Annotated in this window: 13 protein-coding genes and 2 pseudogenes; 10 read left to right on the forward strand and 5 right to left on the reverse strand. The window is 70.5% G+C overall.

Annotated elements, in window-relative coordinates; all coding sequences use genetic code 11:
- Positions 1–33: 33 nt before the first annotated feature.
- Genes AB0D57_RS19660 through AB0D57_RS19670 form a run of 3 tightly spaced genes read right to left on the reverse strand, consistent with a single transcriptional unit; the run spans position 34 to position 2,245 of the window.
- Entirely contained in the window at positions 34–444 is a 411-nt protein-coding gene (locus AB0D57_RS19660; RefSeq protein ID WP_362073970.1) for a RidA family protein, read from the reverse strand.
- Positions 441–1,211, reverse strand: coding sequence for an IclR family transcriptional regulator (locus AB0D57_RS19665; protein WP_362073973.1), 771 nt, complete (start codon positions 1,209–1,211; stop codon positions 441–443). Before AB0D57_RS19665 ends, AB0D57_RS19660 begins: the two co-directional genes overlap by 4 nt.
- On the reverse strand, positions 1,208–2,245 hold the full coding sequence (locus AB0D57_RS19670; protein WP_362073976.1) for a sugar kinase: 1,038 nt from the start codon (positions 2,243–2,245) through the stop codon (positions 1,208–1,210). The genes AB0D57_RS19665 and AB0D57_RS19670 overlap by 4 nt, the downstream gene beginning before the upstream one ends.
- A gap of 136 nt (positions 2,246–2,381) precedes the next feature.
- Here AB0D57_RS19670 and AB0D57_RS19675 point away from each other — a divergent pair, with 136 nt between their 5' ends.
- Together AB0D57_RS19675 and AB0D57_RS19680 are read left to right on the forward strand one after the other, a co-directional pair.
- Entirely contained in the window at positions 2,382–3,665 is a 1,284-nt protein-coding gene (locus AB0D57_RS19675) for an alanine racemase (RefSeq protein WP_362073979.1), read from the forward strand.
- Between the two features lie 103 nt (positions 3,666–3,768).
- Positions 3,769–5,361, forward strand: a complete 1,593-nt coding sequence (locus tag AB0D57_RS19680) for a D-aminoacylase (RefSeq protein WP_362073983.1) — start codon at positions 3,769–3,771, stop codon at positions 5,359–5,361.
- Positions 5,362–5,431: 70 nt separating this feature from the next.
- Here the strand turns inward: AB0D57_RS19680 and AB0D57_RS19685 are convergent, their stop codons facing one another.
- On the reverse strand, positions 5,432–6,325 hold the full coding sequence (locus AB0D57_RS19685; RefSeq protein WP_362073986.1) for a serine protease: 894 nt from the start codon (positions 6,323–6,325) through the stop codon (positions 5,432–5,434).
- A 143-nt stretch (positions 6,326–6,468) separates the two neighbouring features.
- Complete coding sequence (locus tag AB0D57_RS19690) at positions 6,469–7,131, reverse strand: hypothetical protein (protein ID WP_362073989.1); 663 nt, start codon at positions 7,129–7,131, stop codon at positions 6,469–6,471.
- A 126-nt stretch (positions 7,132–7,257) separates the two neighbouring features.
- Between AB0D57_RS19690 and AB0D57_RS19695 the strand changes: the two genes are divergently transcribed.
- From AB0D57_RS19695 to AB0D57_RS19730, 8 genes and pseudogenes are all read left to right on the forward strand, one after another.
- The gene (locus tag AB0D57_RS19695; protein ID WP_362073992.1) at positions 7,258–8,469 is read left to right on the forward strand and encodes a pyridoxal phosphate-dependent aminotransferase; all 1,212 of its coding nucleotides are present in this window, start codon (positions 7,258–7,260) and stop codon (positions 8,467–8,469) included.
- A 103-nt stretch (positions 8,470–8,572) separates the two neighbouring features.
- Complete coding sequence (locus AB0D57_RS19700; RefSeq protein WP_362073995.1) at positions 8,573–8,992, forward strand: hypothetical protein; 420 nt, start codon at positions 8,573–8,575, stop codon at positions 8,990–8,992.
- Between the two features lie 289 nt (positions 8,993–9,281).
- Positions 9,282–10,355 carry a hypothetical protein gene (locus AB0D57_RS19705; RefSeq protein ID WP_362073998.1) on the forward strand — a complete coding sequence of 358 codons (1,074 nt, stop codon included), beginning with the start codon at positions 9,282–9,284 and terminating at the stop codon, positions 10,353–10,355.
- 13 nt (positions 10,356–10,368) lie between these two features.
- Positions 10,369–11,544 (forward strand): toxic anion resistance protein, encoded by a 1,176-nt coding sequence (locus tag AB0D57_RS19710; protein ID WP_362074001.1) that lies wholly within the window; start codon positions 10,369–10,371, stop codon positions 11,542–11,544.
- Positions 11,541–13,081 (forward strand): annotated as a pseudogene (locus AB0D57_RS19715) (VWA domain-containing protein). Before AB0D57_RS19710 ends, AB0D57_RS19715 begins: the two are co-directional and overlap by 4 nt.
- Positions 13,068–13,673: a hypothetical protein gene (locus tag AB0D57_RS19720; RefSeq protein WP_362074004.1), complete on the forward strand. Its 606-nt coding sequence runs from the start codon at positions 13,068–13,070 to the stop codon at positions 13,671–13,673. Before AB0D57_RS19715 ends, AB0D57_RS19720 begins: the two are co-directional and overlap by 14 nt.
- Positions 13,674–13,763: 90 nt before the next feature.
- A pseudogene (locus AB0D57_RS19725) lies at positions 13,764–14,012 on the forward strand (sulfatase-like hydrolase/transferase); the annotation flags it as partial.
- Between the two features lie 18 nt (positions 14,013–14,030).
- Positions 14,031–14,465, forward strand: a complete 435-nt coding sequence (locus AB0D57_RS19730) for an NUDIX hydrolase (RefSeq protein ID WP_362074007.1) — start codon at positions 14,031–14,033, stop codon at positions 14,463–14,465.
- Positions 14,466–14,474 lie beyond the last annotated feature (9 nt).

Below are 14,474 nucleotides of genomic sequence, written 5' to 3' on the forward strand. Positions count from 1 at the left end.
GTACGAGGTGCGGGAGAGGTGGGGAGAGAGACGTCAGCCGAGTACGGCCAGCGCGTCGATCTCGATGAGGAGTCCGGCCGGCAGACCGACGTAGACCGTCGTGCGGGCGGCGGGAGGCGCGGTGAGACCCTGCTCCTCGAAGTAGGTGTTGTAGATGCCGTTCATCTCGGCGAAGTGGTCGACGTCCGTGAGGTAGACGCGGATCATCATCACGTCGTCCCAGCTCGCGCCGCCCTCTTCGAGGATCGCCTTGACGTTGGCGAGGGTCTGCAGGGTCTGCTCGCGCAGGGTCGGGCCGGCGGCCGTCGGGGGCTGACCCTCGACGGCGGGCAGGAAGCCGACCTGCCCGGCGACCTGAAGGATGTTCCCCTTCTTCACGCCGTGCGAGAACTTGGCGGGCGGGGTGGTGTGGGTCTTCGGGGTGAGGGCGATCTTCTCGGTCATGAGGTGGCTTCCTTGGAAGGGGCTGGGGGTCTGCCGGAGTACTCGCCGCTGATCGTGTCCGCCGTACGGCGCACCAGCGGGAGCAGCGTGAGGAGTTCGTCGGCGGTGACGACGACGTTCGGGGCGGAGACCGACATCGCGGCGACGACCCGCCCGTCGGCGCCGCGGACGGGGGCGGCGACGCAGTTGATGGACTCCTCGTGGCCACCGAGGTCGGTGGCCCAGCCCTGTTCGCGTACCGTCGCCAACTCCTTGAGAAAGGCGGGGGCGTTGGGGATCGAACGGGCCGTGTACATGGGGTAGTCGAGCCTCTCCGCGAGGGCGCGGCGCTCGGCCTCGGGCAGGTCGGCGAGGAGGAGTTTCGCGACGGCCGCGACGGTGATGGCGACGGGCTTGCCGATCCGCGAGTACATCCGCACGGGATAGCGGCTCTCCACCTTGTCGATGTAGAGGACCTCGTTCTCCTCGTACACCGCGAGGTGCACGGTGTGCCCTACCTGTTCGTTCAGCCGTACGAGATGGGGGTGCGCGATCTCCCGGACGTCCAGGTTCTCGATGGCCTCCTGGGCGAGCGCGAAGAGGCGGGCGCCGAGGCGGTAGCGCTGGTCGGACTGGCGGTGGACGAGCCCGTGCTCGTGCAGCGTGCGCAGGAGGCGCAGCGCCGTGGACTTGTGGACGCCGAGTCGCTCGGCGACCTGCCCGAGGTCGGCGGGGCCCTCGGCGAGCAGCGGCAGGATGCTCAGCGCTCGGTCGACGGTCTGACTCATGGGGTGCATACCTCCTCGTCGGCCCGCGTGACGGCGTCGGTCCAGCCGGGGCCGAGTCGAAGTGTCTCCCACGCCTGGTCGTCCAGGGCGGCCAGCCGGTCGGCGTGGTCCCGGGAAGGGGGCGCGGCCAGGTCACCCGGGACGGTGAGGGCGGCTGCCGCCATGACGTGGCCGTGCCGCAGGCGCTCCAGGGCGGGCAGGCCGCGCAGGGTGGCGGAGAGGAACCCGGCGGCGAAGGCGTCACCGGCGCCGACGGGGGCGACGACGTCGACGTGGGGGGAGGGGACGAAGGTGACGGTGTCGGCCTCGAAGAGGGTGGCGCCCTGGGCTCCCTGTTTCACGACCAGCACCCGGGGCTCGGGCAGCGCGGCCCGGATCGCGGCCGGTCCGCCGGTGATCCCCCAGGCCGCTTCGGCCTCGTCCTCACCCACGAACACGAGGTCGCTGCCGCGGGCGAGGTTCAGCAGGATCTTGCCGGCCCCTTGGTGGTGCCAGAGGTCCACGCGGTGGTTGACGTCGAAGGAGACGAGAGGGCGGGCGGGCCGCGGGGCGGTCAGTTCCCGCAGCAGCGCCAGACAGTCCTCGGAGAGCGCGGGGGTGATGCCGGACAGATGCAGGACGCGGCCCGAGCGGACGGCGCCCAGGTCCACGTTGTGGGCGGCCATCGCGGAGGCGGCCGACCCGGCCCGGTAGTAGGCCACCTCGTGGGCGTCGGTCGCCCGGTCGTTCGCCGTACGGAAGTAGACGCCGGTCGGCCGCGCGGGATCACGGTGTACGGCGGAGGTGTCGACGCCGAACGAGGTGATCGCCGCCACCAGGTGGTCGCCGAACCCGTCGGCGCCGACCCGGCTGACCCATCGCACGGAGTGCCCGGCCGCGGCGAGCGCGCACGCCACGTTGGACTCGGCGCCCCCGATGGCCCGCTCGAACGACGGTACGTCGGCGAGCCGTCCCGGCCGGGACGGCAGGAACGTGACCATGGACTCGCCGAGCGCGACGACATCCACGGGATCGGTGCATCCGTTGTCCGTCACGATGGCTGGAGCTCCTTGCTTTTGCGGTCAGCGGCGCCGTTGACCCTGCGTCGGCTGGGATGTTAGACAGCACTGAGCACCATACGCAATGACCGTTGCACATCATGCAACGCACGCACTTCATCAGGGAGGCCCCATGGGAGCCGACACCGCCGCAGCACGCCTCGCCGCCCTCGCGGCCGACCGCGTCGACCACCGCTTCAAGGGCCTCCCCCCGGACGCCGAGGGCCTGACCGTCGGCGAGCTGACCGCCCAGCGCCGCAACCTCTTCACCGGCGGCTTCACCACCCCCGTCCTCGCCCTCTCCGCCGAGCGCCTGACACACAACCTCGCGCTCATGGAGACGTACACCACCCGCCACGGCCTGGCCTTCGCGCCGCACGGCAAGACCTCGATGGCCCCGCAGCTGTTCCGGCAGCAGATCGAGCGCGGCGCCTGGGGCATCACCCTCGCGGTCCCCCACCAGGTCCGCGTGGCAAGAGAGTTCGGCATCCAGCGGGTGTTCCTCGCAAACGAACTCGTCGACGCGGCGGCGCTGACGTGGATCGCCGCCGAGCTGAAAGCCGACGCCGACTTCCACTTCATCTGTTACGTCGACTCCGTACGCGGCGTCGAACTGATGGACGCCGCGCTGCGGGGTACGGCGACGACCCGCCCCGTGGACGTGGTCGTCGAGCTCGCCGCCGGTGCCGGGGCCCGTACGGGCGCCCGCACGGAGGCGGAGTGCGTGGCCGTCGCGGACGCGGTGGCCGCCACGACGACGCTCCGCCTGGTCGGCGTGGCCGGCTACGAGGGCGAGGTCCCGAAAGCCGACCCGGAGCGCGTCCACGCGTGGCTGCGCCGGCTGACCACGCTGGCGGTGGACTTCGACAAGGCGGGGCGGTTCGCGCAGGTGGCGGAGATCGTCGTCAGTGCGGGCGGCAGCGCATGGTTCGACGCGGTCGCGGACGTCTTCGCGGAGATCCCCGAACTGTCTTCTCCCGTACTGAAGTTGCTGCGCTCGGGCGCGTATGTCTCGCACGACGTCGGCCACTATCGCCGGGTGACCCCGTTCAACCGGGTACCGGAGGAAGGCGCCCTCCACCCCGCGTTCCGCCTCTGGGCCCAGGTCGTCTCCCGGCCCTCCCCCGAGCAGGCCTTCGTCAACGCGGGCAAGCGGGACGCGGCCTACGACCTCGATCTGCCCGAGGCGCAGGTCGTACGCCGGGACGGGGCCGAGCGCCCCGCGACGGGCGTCACCGTCACCGGCCTCTCCGACCAGCACGGCTGGCTCGAGACGACGCCTGAGGCGGACCTACAGGTCGGGGACTGGGTGGGCATGGGGCTTTCCCATCCCTGCACGTCCTTCGACAAGTGGGAGCTGATTCCGGTGGTGGAGGGGGACGGGACGGTCGTGGATTACGTGCGGACGTTCTTTTAGCGGGAGGGGGCGCGACGGGGCCGCGCGGAGCGCGGGAAATGGACTGGAAACGGGCGGTTGGGCGGGAAAACTCGCGCCGAAGGCGCGGAAGGAGACGACACGCATGGACCTGGTGATCAGAAACGCCACCGTCGTAGACGGCACAGGCAGGCCCCCGTATGACGCCGACATCGGGATCGACGCGGGCCGCATCACCGCGATCCGAAGAGACGGACCCCACCTGCACGGACGCCGGACGCTGGACGCCGACGGTCTCGTCCTCTCCCCCGGTTTCATCGACATGCACGCCCACAGCGACCTGGCCCTGCTGCGCGACCCGGATCACAGCGCGAAGGCGGCACAGGGGGTCACCCTCGAAGTCATCGGCCAGGACGGACTGTCGTACGCCCCCGTCGACGACCGCACCCTCGCCGAGGTCCGCCGCGCGATCACCGGGTGGAACGGCCCCGGCGACGACATCGACTTCAGCTGGCGCTCCGTGGGCGAGTACCTGGACCGGCTCGACGAGGGCATCGCGGTGAACGCGGCCTATCTCATCCCCCAGGGCACCGTCCGCATGCTCGCCGTCGGCTGGGACGACCGCCCGGCGACCCCGGCGGAACTGGACCGCATGCGGCAGCTGGTCGCCGACGGCATGCGGGAGGGCGCCGTCGGCATGTCCTCCGGCCTCACCTACACCCCCGGCATGTACGCCGAGGACGCCGAACTCACCGCACTGTGCCGGGTGGTCGCCGAGTACGGCGGCTACTACTGCCCGCACCACCGCTCGTACGGAGCGGGCGCCCTGGCGGCGTACGAGGAGATGGTGGCCCTCACCCGCGAGGCCGGCTGCCCGCTCCACCTCGCCCACGCCACCATGAACTTCGGCGTGAACGAGGGCCGGGCGCCGGAGCTGCTCGCCCTCCTCGACCACGCGCTCGCCGAGGGCGCGGACATCAGCCTCGACACGTACCCCTACACCCCCGGATCCACCACCCTCGTGGCGATGCTGCCGAGCTGGGCGAGCGAGGGCGGCCCGGAGGCGATCCTCGCGCGCCTGGAGGACGACGACACCGCCGAACGGATCCGGCACCACATGGAGGTCATCGGCGCGGACGGCTGCCACGGCGTCCCCATCGAGTGGGACACGATCGAGATCTCCGGCGTCACCGACCCGGCGCTCGCCGCCCACATCGGCCGCACGATCCAGCAGTCCGCCGACGAACACGGCGAGACCCCCTGGGCCATCGCCCGCCGTCTCCTCCTCGACGACCGGCTCGGCTCCACGATCCTCCAGCACGTCGGTCACGAGGAGAACGTCCGCGCGATCATGCGGCACCGTGTGCACACCGGCGGCTCGGACGGCATCCTGCGCGGCGCCAAGCCGCATCCGCGCGCGTACGGCACCTTCCCGCACTATCTCGGCCGGTACGTACGGGAGTTGGGCATCCTCTCCCTGGAGGAGTGCGTCGCCCACCTCACCTCGCGCCCGGCGGCCCGGCTGCGCCTCCCCGACCGCGGCCTGGTCCGCGAGGGCTACCGCGCCGACCTGGTCCTCTTCGACCCGGACACGGTCGCCGCCGGCTCGACCTTCGAGGCGCCGCGCACGCTCCCGGTAGGCATCCCGTACGTCCTGATCGACGGCCACTTCGTCATCGAGGACGGGCGGCGCACGGACGTCCTCGCGGGGCGGGCGGTCCGCCGTACTCCCCGGTGACCGCCCGCCCCGTACCCCTTACTCCTTTACTCGTTGCTTCTTTACTCGTTGCTCCTTTACTCGTTGCTCCTTACGGCTGGGGCAGGGTGCACCCGGTGCGGCTCAGGTCGAGCTTGTTGTCGAGGCCGAAGCAGGGGACGATCTGGTAGGTCTCCTGGGCGTAGTTGATGCCCTGGCGGACGGTGACGTTGCCGCTCGCGTCGACCTCGCAGGGGTTGTTCAGGGTGCAGGTGGCGCCGTCCTCGTTGCCGGTGTTGTTGACGGCGACGACCTTGCCGGTGGCGTTGTCGATGACGGGCGAGCCCGAGGTGCCGCCGATGGTGTTGCAGGCGGAGGTGTAGCGGACCGAGTCCTTCCAGGTCCAGTCGCCCTCCTTGACGCGGTACACGAAGCCGTCGATGGCGCAGGTGTAGATCCGTTTCCAGTACCCGGAGACGACCTTGATGGCGGTGCCGGCGACCGGGTGCGTGTCCTGAAGGGTGAGCGCGCTGATGCCGTACGCGCTCTGGATCTGCGCGTAGGTGCTGGTGAGCTGGTAGATCGTGACGTCGGTGTCGGTCATCGTCGCGTACGCGACCTTGCTGGCGCGCAACGTCGCGACCCTCGTACCGGCCGAGTTGAGCAGACCGAAGGTGCGGGTGGAGGCCTGGTCGACGATGACCTCGCCGGGCTCCGGGAAGCCGGTCTCCAGGCAGTGGCCGTTGGAGAGCACGAGCGCGGGGTCGTCGGCCTCGGAGGCGGGCATGCGGATGACCGAGCCGGAGCAGTTGCTGAGCGAGACGGTGCCGGCGAAGTCGACGGCCTGAATGACGGGTGCGGCCGCGGTTTCGGCGGGTGCGGCCGCGGTCTCGGCGGTCACGGTTTCCGCGGGTGCGGTTTCCGGCGCGGGAGCCGCGACCGCGGGTGCCACGCCCGCCCCGGCGATCACCAGGGCGAAGAGCGCGGCGACGAGAGGCTTTCTCATGTGGGGGTCCCCTCTTGCGACGTGGGCGACCGGAGATCTTCCGGCCACTTCCAGTTTTGTCATGCGCATTGTGAAGGGAGGGGCATGAGGGGGCAAGGAGTTGTTTCCGGCCTACAGATCGCCCAACCAGTGGGAAGCGGCGGCTAATTGGGCTTCTTGGTGGCGCCCTTGCCGCGACCGGGGTTGCCGTTCGAGGTCTCCTGGCCCGGTTCGGTCGTGGCGGTGGACGCTCCGGTCCCGGTCGGCTCCGCCGCGCTCGCGGAGGCCGCGGCCGAGGCGGACGCGGACGCGCTCGGGGAGGCCCCGGCGGGACCCCCGGACGCCTGGGACCCTCCGGGCGACGCGGCCGTGGCCGACGCTCCCGCGGCCGTCGTCGTACCGTCCGTCGACACCGTCGCCCCGGGAGACGAGGTCGTCTCCGGGTCGCCGTCGCTCTCGCTCCGCCCGGAGGGCCGGGGATCCGTGGACGTTCCGGAGTCGAAGAGCCCCGAGACCACCGCGGCGAGCAGCACGACGCACACCGCCCCACCGGCCACCGCCCCCCGGCGCAGCAGCCGGGCCCGGCGACGGCGCAGCAGCCGGTCGTGGCGGCCCGACGGACCCTCGGCCATGGCATCCCGTACGTCGGGGACCGCGTCGAGCACGGCGGTGTCGCCGCCGTCCGCGTACGTCTTCCGCCAGCCGTGCGCCTCGGCCGGGTCCGCGTACGCCTCGTAGACCGGCGGCGCCGCGCCATCGCTCTGTGGGAGGTACACCTTCGGTGCGGCTTCGGGTGTGGCTTCGGATTCGCCGTTCTGCCTGGACATGAGGGCGGATTGTAGATACCGCAAGGGCTTGCGGCACAGCGAGAAGACAAAAGGGGCCATAGCGTCACGTCTCACGTGGTGGAAAACACGCCCCGCGATGCGTTACGCGGCCGTAAGCTCGCGGACATGCAGGTGATCCAGTCCACGAAGCTCTCCAACGTCTGCTACGAGATCCGGGGTCCGGTGCTCGAGGAGGCGATGCGGCTCGAAGCGGCCGGTCACCGCATCCTCAAGCTGAACACGGGCAACCCGGCAGCCTTCGGTTTCGAGTGCCCGCCGGAGATCCTCGAGGACATCCTCCGCAACGTGTCGTCCGCGCACGGCTACGGCGACGCGAAGGGCCTGCTGGCCGCGCGCCGCGCCGTCGTCATGCACAACCAGACCCTCGGCATCGAGACGGACGTCGAGCACGTCTTCATCGGCAACGGCGTCTCCGAGCTGATCGTGATGGCCATGCAGGGCCTGCTGGACGACGGCGACGAGGTGCTCGTACCGGCGCCGGACTACCCACTGTGGACCGCCGCCGTGTCCCTGTCCGGTGGCACGGCCGTCCACTACCGCTGCGACGAGCAGGCGGACTGGATGCCCGACCTCGCGGACGTGGAGCGGAAGGTCACCGACCGCACCAAGGCCATCGTCATCATCAATCCGAACAACCCGACCGGCGCGGTGTACGACGAGGCGATGCTGCGCGGGCTGACCGACATCGCCCGCCGGCACAACCTCCTCGTCTGCTCGGACGAGATCTACGACAAGATCCTGTACGACGACGCGACCCACACCCCGACCGCCTCGGTCGCCCCGGACCTGCTCACCCTCACCTTCAACGGCATGTCGAAGGCCTACCGGGTGGCCGGCTACCGGGTCGGCTGGGTGGCGATCTCCGGCCCCCGCGCGCACGCCGACTCCTACATCGAGGGCCTGACGATCCTCGCGAACATGCGACTGTGCGCGAACATGCCCGGCCAGCACGGGGTGGTCGCCGCACTCAGCGGACGGCAGACCATCAACGACCTGGTCCTGCCGGGCGGGCGCCTGAAGGAGCAGCGGGATGTCGCGCACGAGCTGCTGACGCAGATCCCGGGGGTGACCTGCGTGAAGCCCAAGGGGGCGCTGTATCTCTTTCCGCGCCTCGACCCGAAGGTCTTCAAGATCAAGGACGACCGGCGGATGGTCCTCGACCTGCTGCGCCGCGAGAAGATCATGGTCGTCCAGGGGACCGGCTTCAACTGGCCCGAGGCGGACCACTTCCGGGTGGTCACCCTGCCGACCGTGGGCGATCTGACGGACGCGGTGACCCGGATCGGGAACTTCCTGGACGGCTACAGCCAGCCGTGACGCTCACCCTGTGTGCGCGTTCTGACGAGCTCCGCGACCCGACTCAACTTTAGACGGAATCCAAGCTAGGATGGCTTCCTGTCAGAGCACAGGAGGCCATCCCATGTACGAACCGATCCGTACCAAGTCGGTGCACACGATGGCCGGCACCACCTCCGACTTCCCCCACCGGTCGCGCGAGGAGGAGCTGGACATCCAGCTCGCGGGTCATCTCGCGGCGCTGCTGGCGGTGACGGACGAGCTGCGCGCGCTGGCGCCGTCCGACGATCTGGACGCCGCCGCCGAGCGGCTCGTCGAGCAGGTGGCCCGGCTGCGCGGAGGACTGCCGCCCCTGCGGTCGCCGGTCACCGCCGCCCACCACGAGTCACGTCTCGCGCTCCTGCACCAGCGGGCGCACGCCCTCGCCGGCCGCGCCCTCGTCGTCGCGGCGTCCCGCGCGGACACGGCGGCGGCGATCCTGTCCGCCGAGCGCATGGACGCCCACGCCTCCACCACCGACCCGAGGGAACTCGCGTCCCACTGAGCGCCCCGTACGGAGCGCTCCGTACTGAGCGCCCTGTACCGAGCGCCCCGTGCTGAGCGCCCCGCGCTGAGCACGCACCGAGCCCAAGGGCTCCCCGGAGCCCGAGGCTCCCCCTGTACGGCCCCGGTCCGCGCGCACCCGCAGCGACGCGCGGACCGGGAGCCACACACCCGTCGGCCGGTCCGGTCATCGGAGGCTGCCGTTCCGGTTGCATACCGGGATAGGTCCGACACTCCCCGTTCACTCGCCGACACGGGGAATGTTGGGTTCCGGGAGCACTCTCCTCGGTGTGAGACGCATCGCGGGAATCGTCCTGGCGGTCCTGCTGATCGGCGGCGTGGTAGCAGCCGTCGTCGCAGGCCGCGAAGACCAGGACAAGGGCACGGCAACGAAGACCGTGCAAGGAGTGATCGGATCGGAGAAGGCGGAGTTCTTCGCCGATCCCGACGTGGTGAAGGCCCTCGCTGCCAAGGGCTACACCGTGAAGACGGAGACCTCCGGGTCCTGGGCCATGGAGGGCCTGGACCTCAAGGGGTATGACTTCGCCTTCCCTTCCAGCCAGGCTCCGGCCGACGAGCTCGCCGACAAGTACGACGTACGGCAGCCGTTGCCCCGGCCGTTCTACTCGCCCCTCGTGGTCGTCGCCCATCGCAGCGCCGCCGAGGTGCTCGAGGACAACGGCCTGACGACGCTGGACAAGAACACCGGCACCCTCAAGATGACCGCGTATCTCGACGCGGCCCGCCGCGACCGGACGTGGCAGCAGCTCAAGGGGGCCAAGGCGCACGGTGAACTGACCGGCACCCTCTACATCGCCACCACCGACCCCGCCACCTCCAACTCCGGCGCGCTCTACCTCGCCGCCGCCTCGTACGTCGCCGACGGCGGCCGGGTCGCCGCGGACACCGCCGCCGTGGAGCGCACCGCGCCCCTCATGCGCAAGCTCATCAGCGTCCAGGGGGCCCAGCAGCCGAGCACGGACGCGGCGTTCCGGGACTTCATCAGCGGCGCCGGCAACCCGCTGGTTCTCGCATACGAGTCCCAGGTCGCCTCGCTGCTCATCCAGGGCGAGGACGTCGGCGACCTCACCGTCCTCTACCCGGACACCACGGCGAACAGCGACCACACCGTCGTACCGCTCACTGCCGAAGGCCGCGCACTCGGTGAACTCCTCAGCACCGACCCGGCGTTGCGCAAGCTCGCCGTACGGCACGGGTTCCGGCCGCAGGGCACGACCGCGGAGTTCACGGCGGCGACCGCCGACCGGGCCAGGTATCTCAACCAGAAGCTGACCGGCGTCCGGCAGGCGCCTGTGCCCGCCTCCAAGGTGCTGCACGAGATGACGCGCCGGGCCGGGAACTAGGGGGAAGCATCACATGACCACCGAACACAACGAGTTGACGCTCACACCGCCCGAGGCCGTCACGCCCGTGCCCCGCGAGAAGGCGGGCGGGCTGGTGCCCGTCGACCCGTCCGTGCAGGACGAGATGGCACGGCGCGCGGCCGAATACGTCGGCGGGCTCGCCGTCCTGGACGCCCGCTCCCCGGAGTTCGCTGGGAAGGTGGGAGAGATCGCGGGCCTGGGCGCCGGTGAGATGCGGGGCGCCGCGGCGCAGTCCAACCGCATGCTGGAGCGCACCATCCGCAGTCTGCCCTCCAAGGGCGAGGACGCGCAGTCGCACGTCGCGGGCTCGCTCGTCGAACTGCGGCGCGTAGTGGAGGACCTGGACCCGCGCGACCTGTCCGCGAACAAGGGGCGGAAGTTCCTGTCGAAGCTGCCGGGCGGCAACAAACTGCGCGACCACGTCGCCAAGTACGCCTCCTCGCAGGCCACCTTGAACAAGATCGTGGGCTCACTGCGCGGCGGCCAGGACGAACTGCGCCGCGACAACGCCGCCCTGCAGACCGAGCGCGTCCGGCTCTGGGAGACGATGGGCAAGCTCCAGGAGTACGTCGTGCTGACCCAGGCTCTGGACACGGCGGTCGAGGAACACATCGCCACCGCCGAGGCCACGGACCCGGCCCAGGCCGACACCCTCCGCTCCGACGTCCTCTTCCCCGTACGCCAGAAGCACCAGGACCTGCTCACCCAGCTCGCGGTGTGCGCGCAGGGCTACCTCGCCATGGACGTCGTACGCCGCAACAACGACGAGCTGATCAAGGGCGTCGACCGCGCGGCCACCACCACGGTCTCCGCGCTGCGCATCTCCGTGATGCTCGCCTCCGCCCTCGACAACCAGCGCAAAGTCGTCGACCAGGTCAACGCCCTGCGCGGCACCACGGAGGACCTCATCCGCGGCAACGCCGAAATGCTCGCCACGCAGAGCGGCGAGATCCAGCGCATCGCCGCCGACCCGGCCGTCGGCGCGGAGACCCTCCGCACCGCCTTCCAGCAGATCTACCGCACGCTCGACGCGATCGACACGTACAAGGTCCAGGCCACCGAGGCCATGGCCGCGACGGTCGAGTCCCTGACGTCCGAACTCCAGTACGCGTCCGCCTACTTGGACCGCAGCCGCTCACAGAGCGCTCTGGAAGGCGGGCTCGCATGAGACACGTACGACTGGCCGCCCTGGCGGTGCTCGCGCTGCTCACCGCGTGCACGGCACAGGAACAGCAGCAGCCGCAGCCCGAGGACAACGCCCCCGGCCCGGCACGCTGCGCGTCCTCGCCTCCAGCGAACTCGCCGACATGGCCCCGGTGCTCGAACAGGTCCGCAAGGACACCGGCATCACGGTCCGCCCCACCTACATGGGCACGCTCACCGCCGTCGGCCTGCTCGCGAAGGGCACGGTGGACGGCTCGTACGACGCGCTGTGGCTGTCCTCCAACGACTATCTGCGGCTGCTGCCCGAGGCGGCGAAGAAGGTCGTCTCGGAGACGCCGATCATGTCGAGCCCGGTGGCCATCGGAGTGAAGCCGGCGACCGTGAGCGCCCTGGGCTGGCAGCCGGACGACGTCACCTGGTCGCAGGTGGACCAGGCCGTGGCGGACGGGAAACTGACGTACGGCATGACCGACCCGGCCCGCTCCAACACCGGTTTCTCCACGCTGATCTCGGTGGCCTCGGGCCTGTCCGGAGCACAGTCGGCACTCACCGACGCGGACGTGGACGAGGCGACGCCGCGGCTGAAGCAGTTCTTCAAGGGGCAGAAACTGACCTCGGGCTCCTCCGGCTGGCTGGCGGAGGCGTACGAGCGTCGCGGCACCGTGGACGCCCTGCTCAACTACGAGTCTGTCCTCAAGGGCATGAAGGGGCTCACCGTCATCCGCCCGAGCGACGGCGTGGTGACCGCCGACTATCCGCTCACGTCGCTGGCCTCCTCCAGCAAGGACACCCGTGAGACGGTCCGTCGTCTCACCGAGGCGCTGCGCACCCCGGCCGTCCAGCGGCAGATCACCAAAACCACCCTGCGCCGCCCGGTCGTCCCCTCCGTCGCCCCGGCCGCGGGCCTCGACACCGGCCGCCGGCGCGAACTGCCCTTCCCCGGCAGCCGGTCCGTCGCCGACGGGCTCCTCCACTCGTACGAGAACCAGCTCCGCCGGCCCTCCCGGACCGTATACGTCCTGGACACCTCGGGCTCGATGCGCGGCGACCGCCTCGACCGCCTCAAGAAGGCACTCGCCTCCCTGACGGGCGACTTCCGCGAACGCGAGGAGGTGACGCTGATGCCCTTCGGATCGGAGGTCAAGAGCGTCCGCACCCACCTCGTACGTCCCGCCGACCCGCAGACCGGGCTCGACGGCATCCGCGCCGACACCCGCGCCCTCAGCGCCGGCGGCGACACCGCGATCTTCACCTCACTGGAGAAGGCGTACGAGCATCTCGGCGCCGACAAAGACACGTTCACGTCGATCGTGCTGATGACGGACGGCGAGAACACGGCAGGCGCGGGCGCGGAGCACTTCGACGGCTTCTACCGCGCGCTGCCGGGCGCACAGCGCGAGATCCCCGTCTTCCCGATCCTCTTCGGCGACTCCGACCGTGGCGAACTCCAGCACATCGCCGACCTGACCGGCGGCCGTCTCTTCGACGCCCAGAAGGGCTCGCTCGACGGCGCCTTCGAGGAGATCCGTGGCTACCAATAAATTCATCGGCTATCTCGAGTCCCGCAAGAACCTCACCGGCAGCGCCTGCGGGCTCGTCGGCCTCGCCCTGACCTTCACCGGGCTCGCGGGCGCGTACTGGCCGGTCGTCGTCGTGGGCCTGTACGGCGCGGGCGCCCTGATCGCCCCGCCGGAGCGCCCATCGCTCCCCGACTTCCCGGACCCCTCGGCCCAACTCGACGAACTGCGCGTCGACTTCGCAAAGCTCCGGGACTATCTGAACGGCATCGAGCTGCCCCCGGCAGCCGCGGGCCGGCTCACCGAGCTGACCGACCTCCTGACCGCCCTGCTGGACCCCGGCTGGGTGGCCGCGGTCCTCGCCCAGGACCCGGAGGGCGTACACGCCCTGTCCCGCGCCGTACGCCAGGACATCCCCGAGGCCGTCGACACCTTCGTACGCACAAGATGGTGGACCCGCCTGACCCCCGGCACCGAACCCCCGGAGCGCCACCTGGAACGCCAACTCACCCTGCTCCACGAGGAGGCGGACCACCTGGCCACCACCCTGCACGAGACGGAGGCCCGCCGCCAGGAGTCACACACGCGCTATCTGGAGGACCGGGGGCGCTCGTAGTCATCAGCCCAGCCTGTTCACGACCGCCGCCAGGATCACCACCAGGCTGGACGTGAACAGCCGACTCGACCTCACCCCCGCAGTTACTCCGCCACGCACGTACCGCACGGTCACTACCTCGGCAGCAGCGAGGACAGCACCGCCTCGCAGGCCGCAGCGCTCACCTACGCAGACGCGCACCTGGGCCGGCTGCTCGACGGGCTCACCGCCAAGAGACGGTGGCTGGTCATCATGTGCGCCGACCACGGCGACGCCTATGGGGACGACGGCTTCCACGGCCGCGGCATCGCCCACCCCGTCGTGTGGAACGTGCCTTTCGCCTCCTGGGTACACGGCTGACCTCTACGCTCGCTCCGTATGAGCGATGGATCACTGCGTGACGCCTCCGTGGTCGTGGCGCGCGACGCCGACGGCCTTGTTGCCCTGCTGAGCGCCGACTTTCCCGCCCACGGAGGCGATTACTTGTTCCTTCCCGGCGGCCGTCGGGAAGACGGAGAGACCCCGCTGGAGTGCGCCCGCCGTGAGCTCCGCGAGGAAGCCGGTGTGACTGCCCAGCAGTGGCGGTCTCTGGGCTCACACGCGATCATGTTGGGCTCCACAGCGCGCGTCCACCTCTTCGAGGCCCGCGACCTGACGCTCGGCCCCCAGGAGCTCACCGAGACCGAGGCAGACTTCAAACTGATGTGGTGGCCAATGAGCGATGCGCTCCGGGCCGTGCATGAGGGGCGGTTCCTCCTCCCCGCCGGGCCGCTGGCCCTGCTTTTGGCAGATCACCGGCTCGTGGACGGCTGACGCAGTACC

The sequence above is a fragment of the Streptomyces sp. NPDC048275 genome (assembly GCF_040652275.1).
GTDB lineage: Bacteria > Actinomycetota > Actinomycetes > Streptomycetales > Streptomycetaceae > Streptomyces.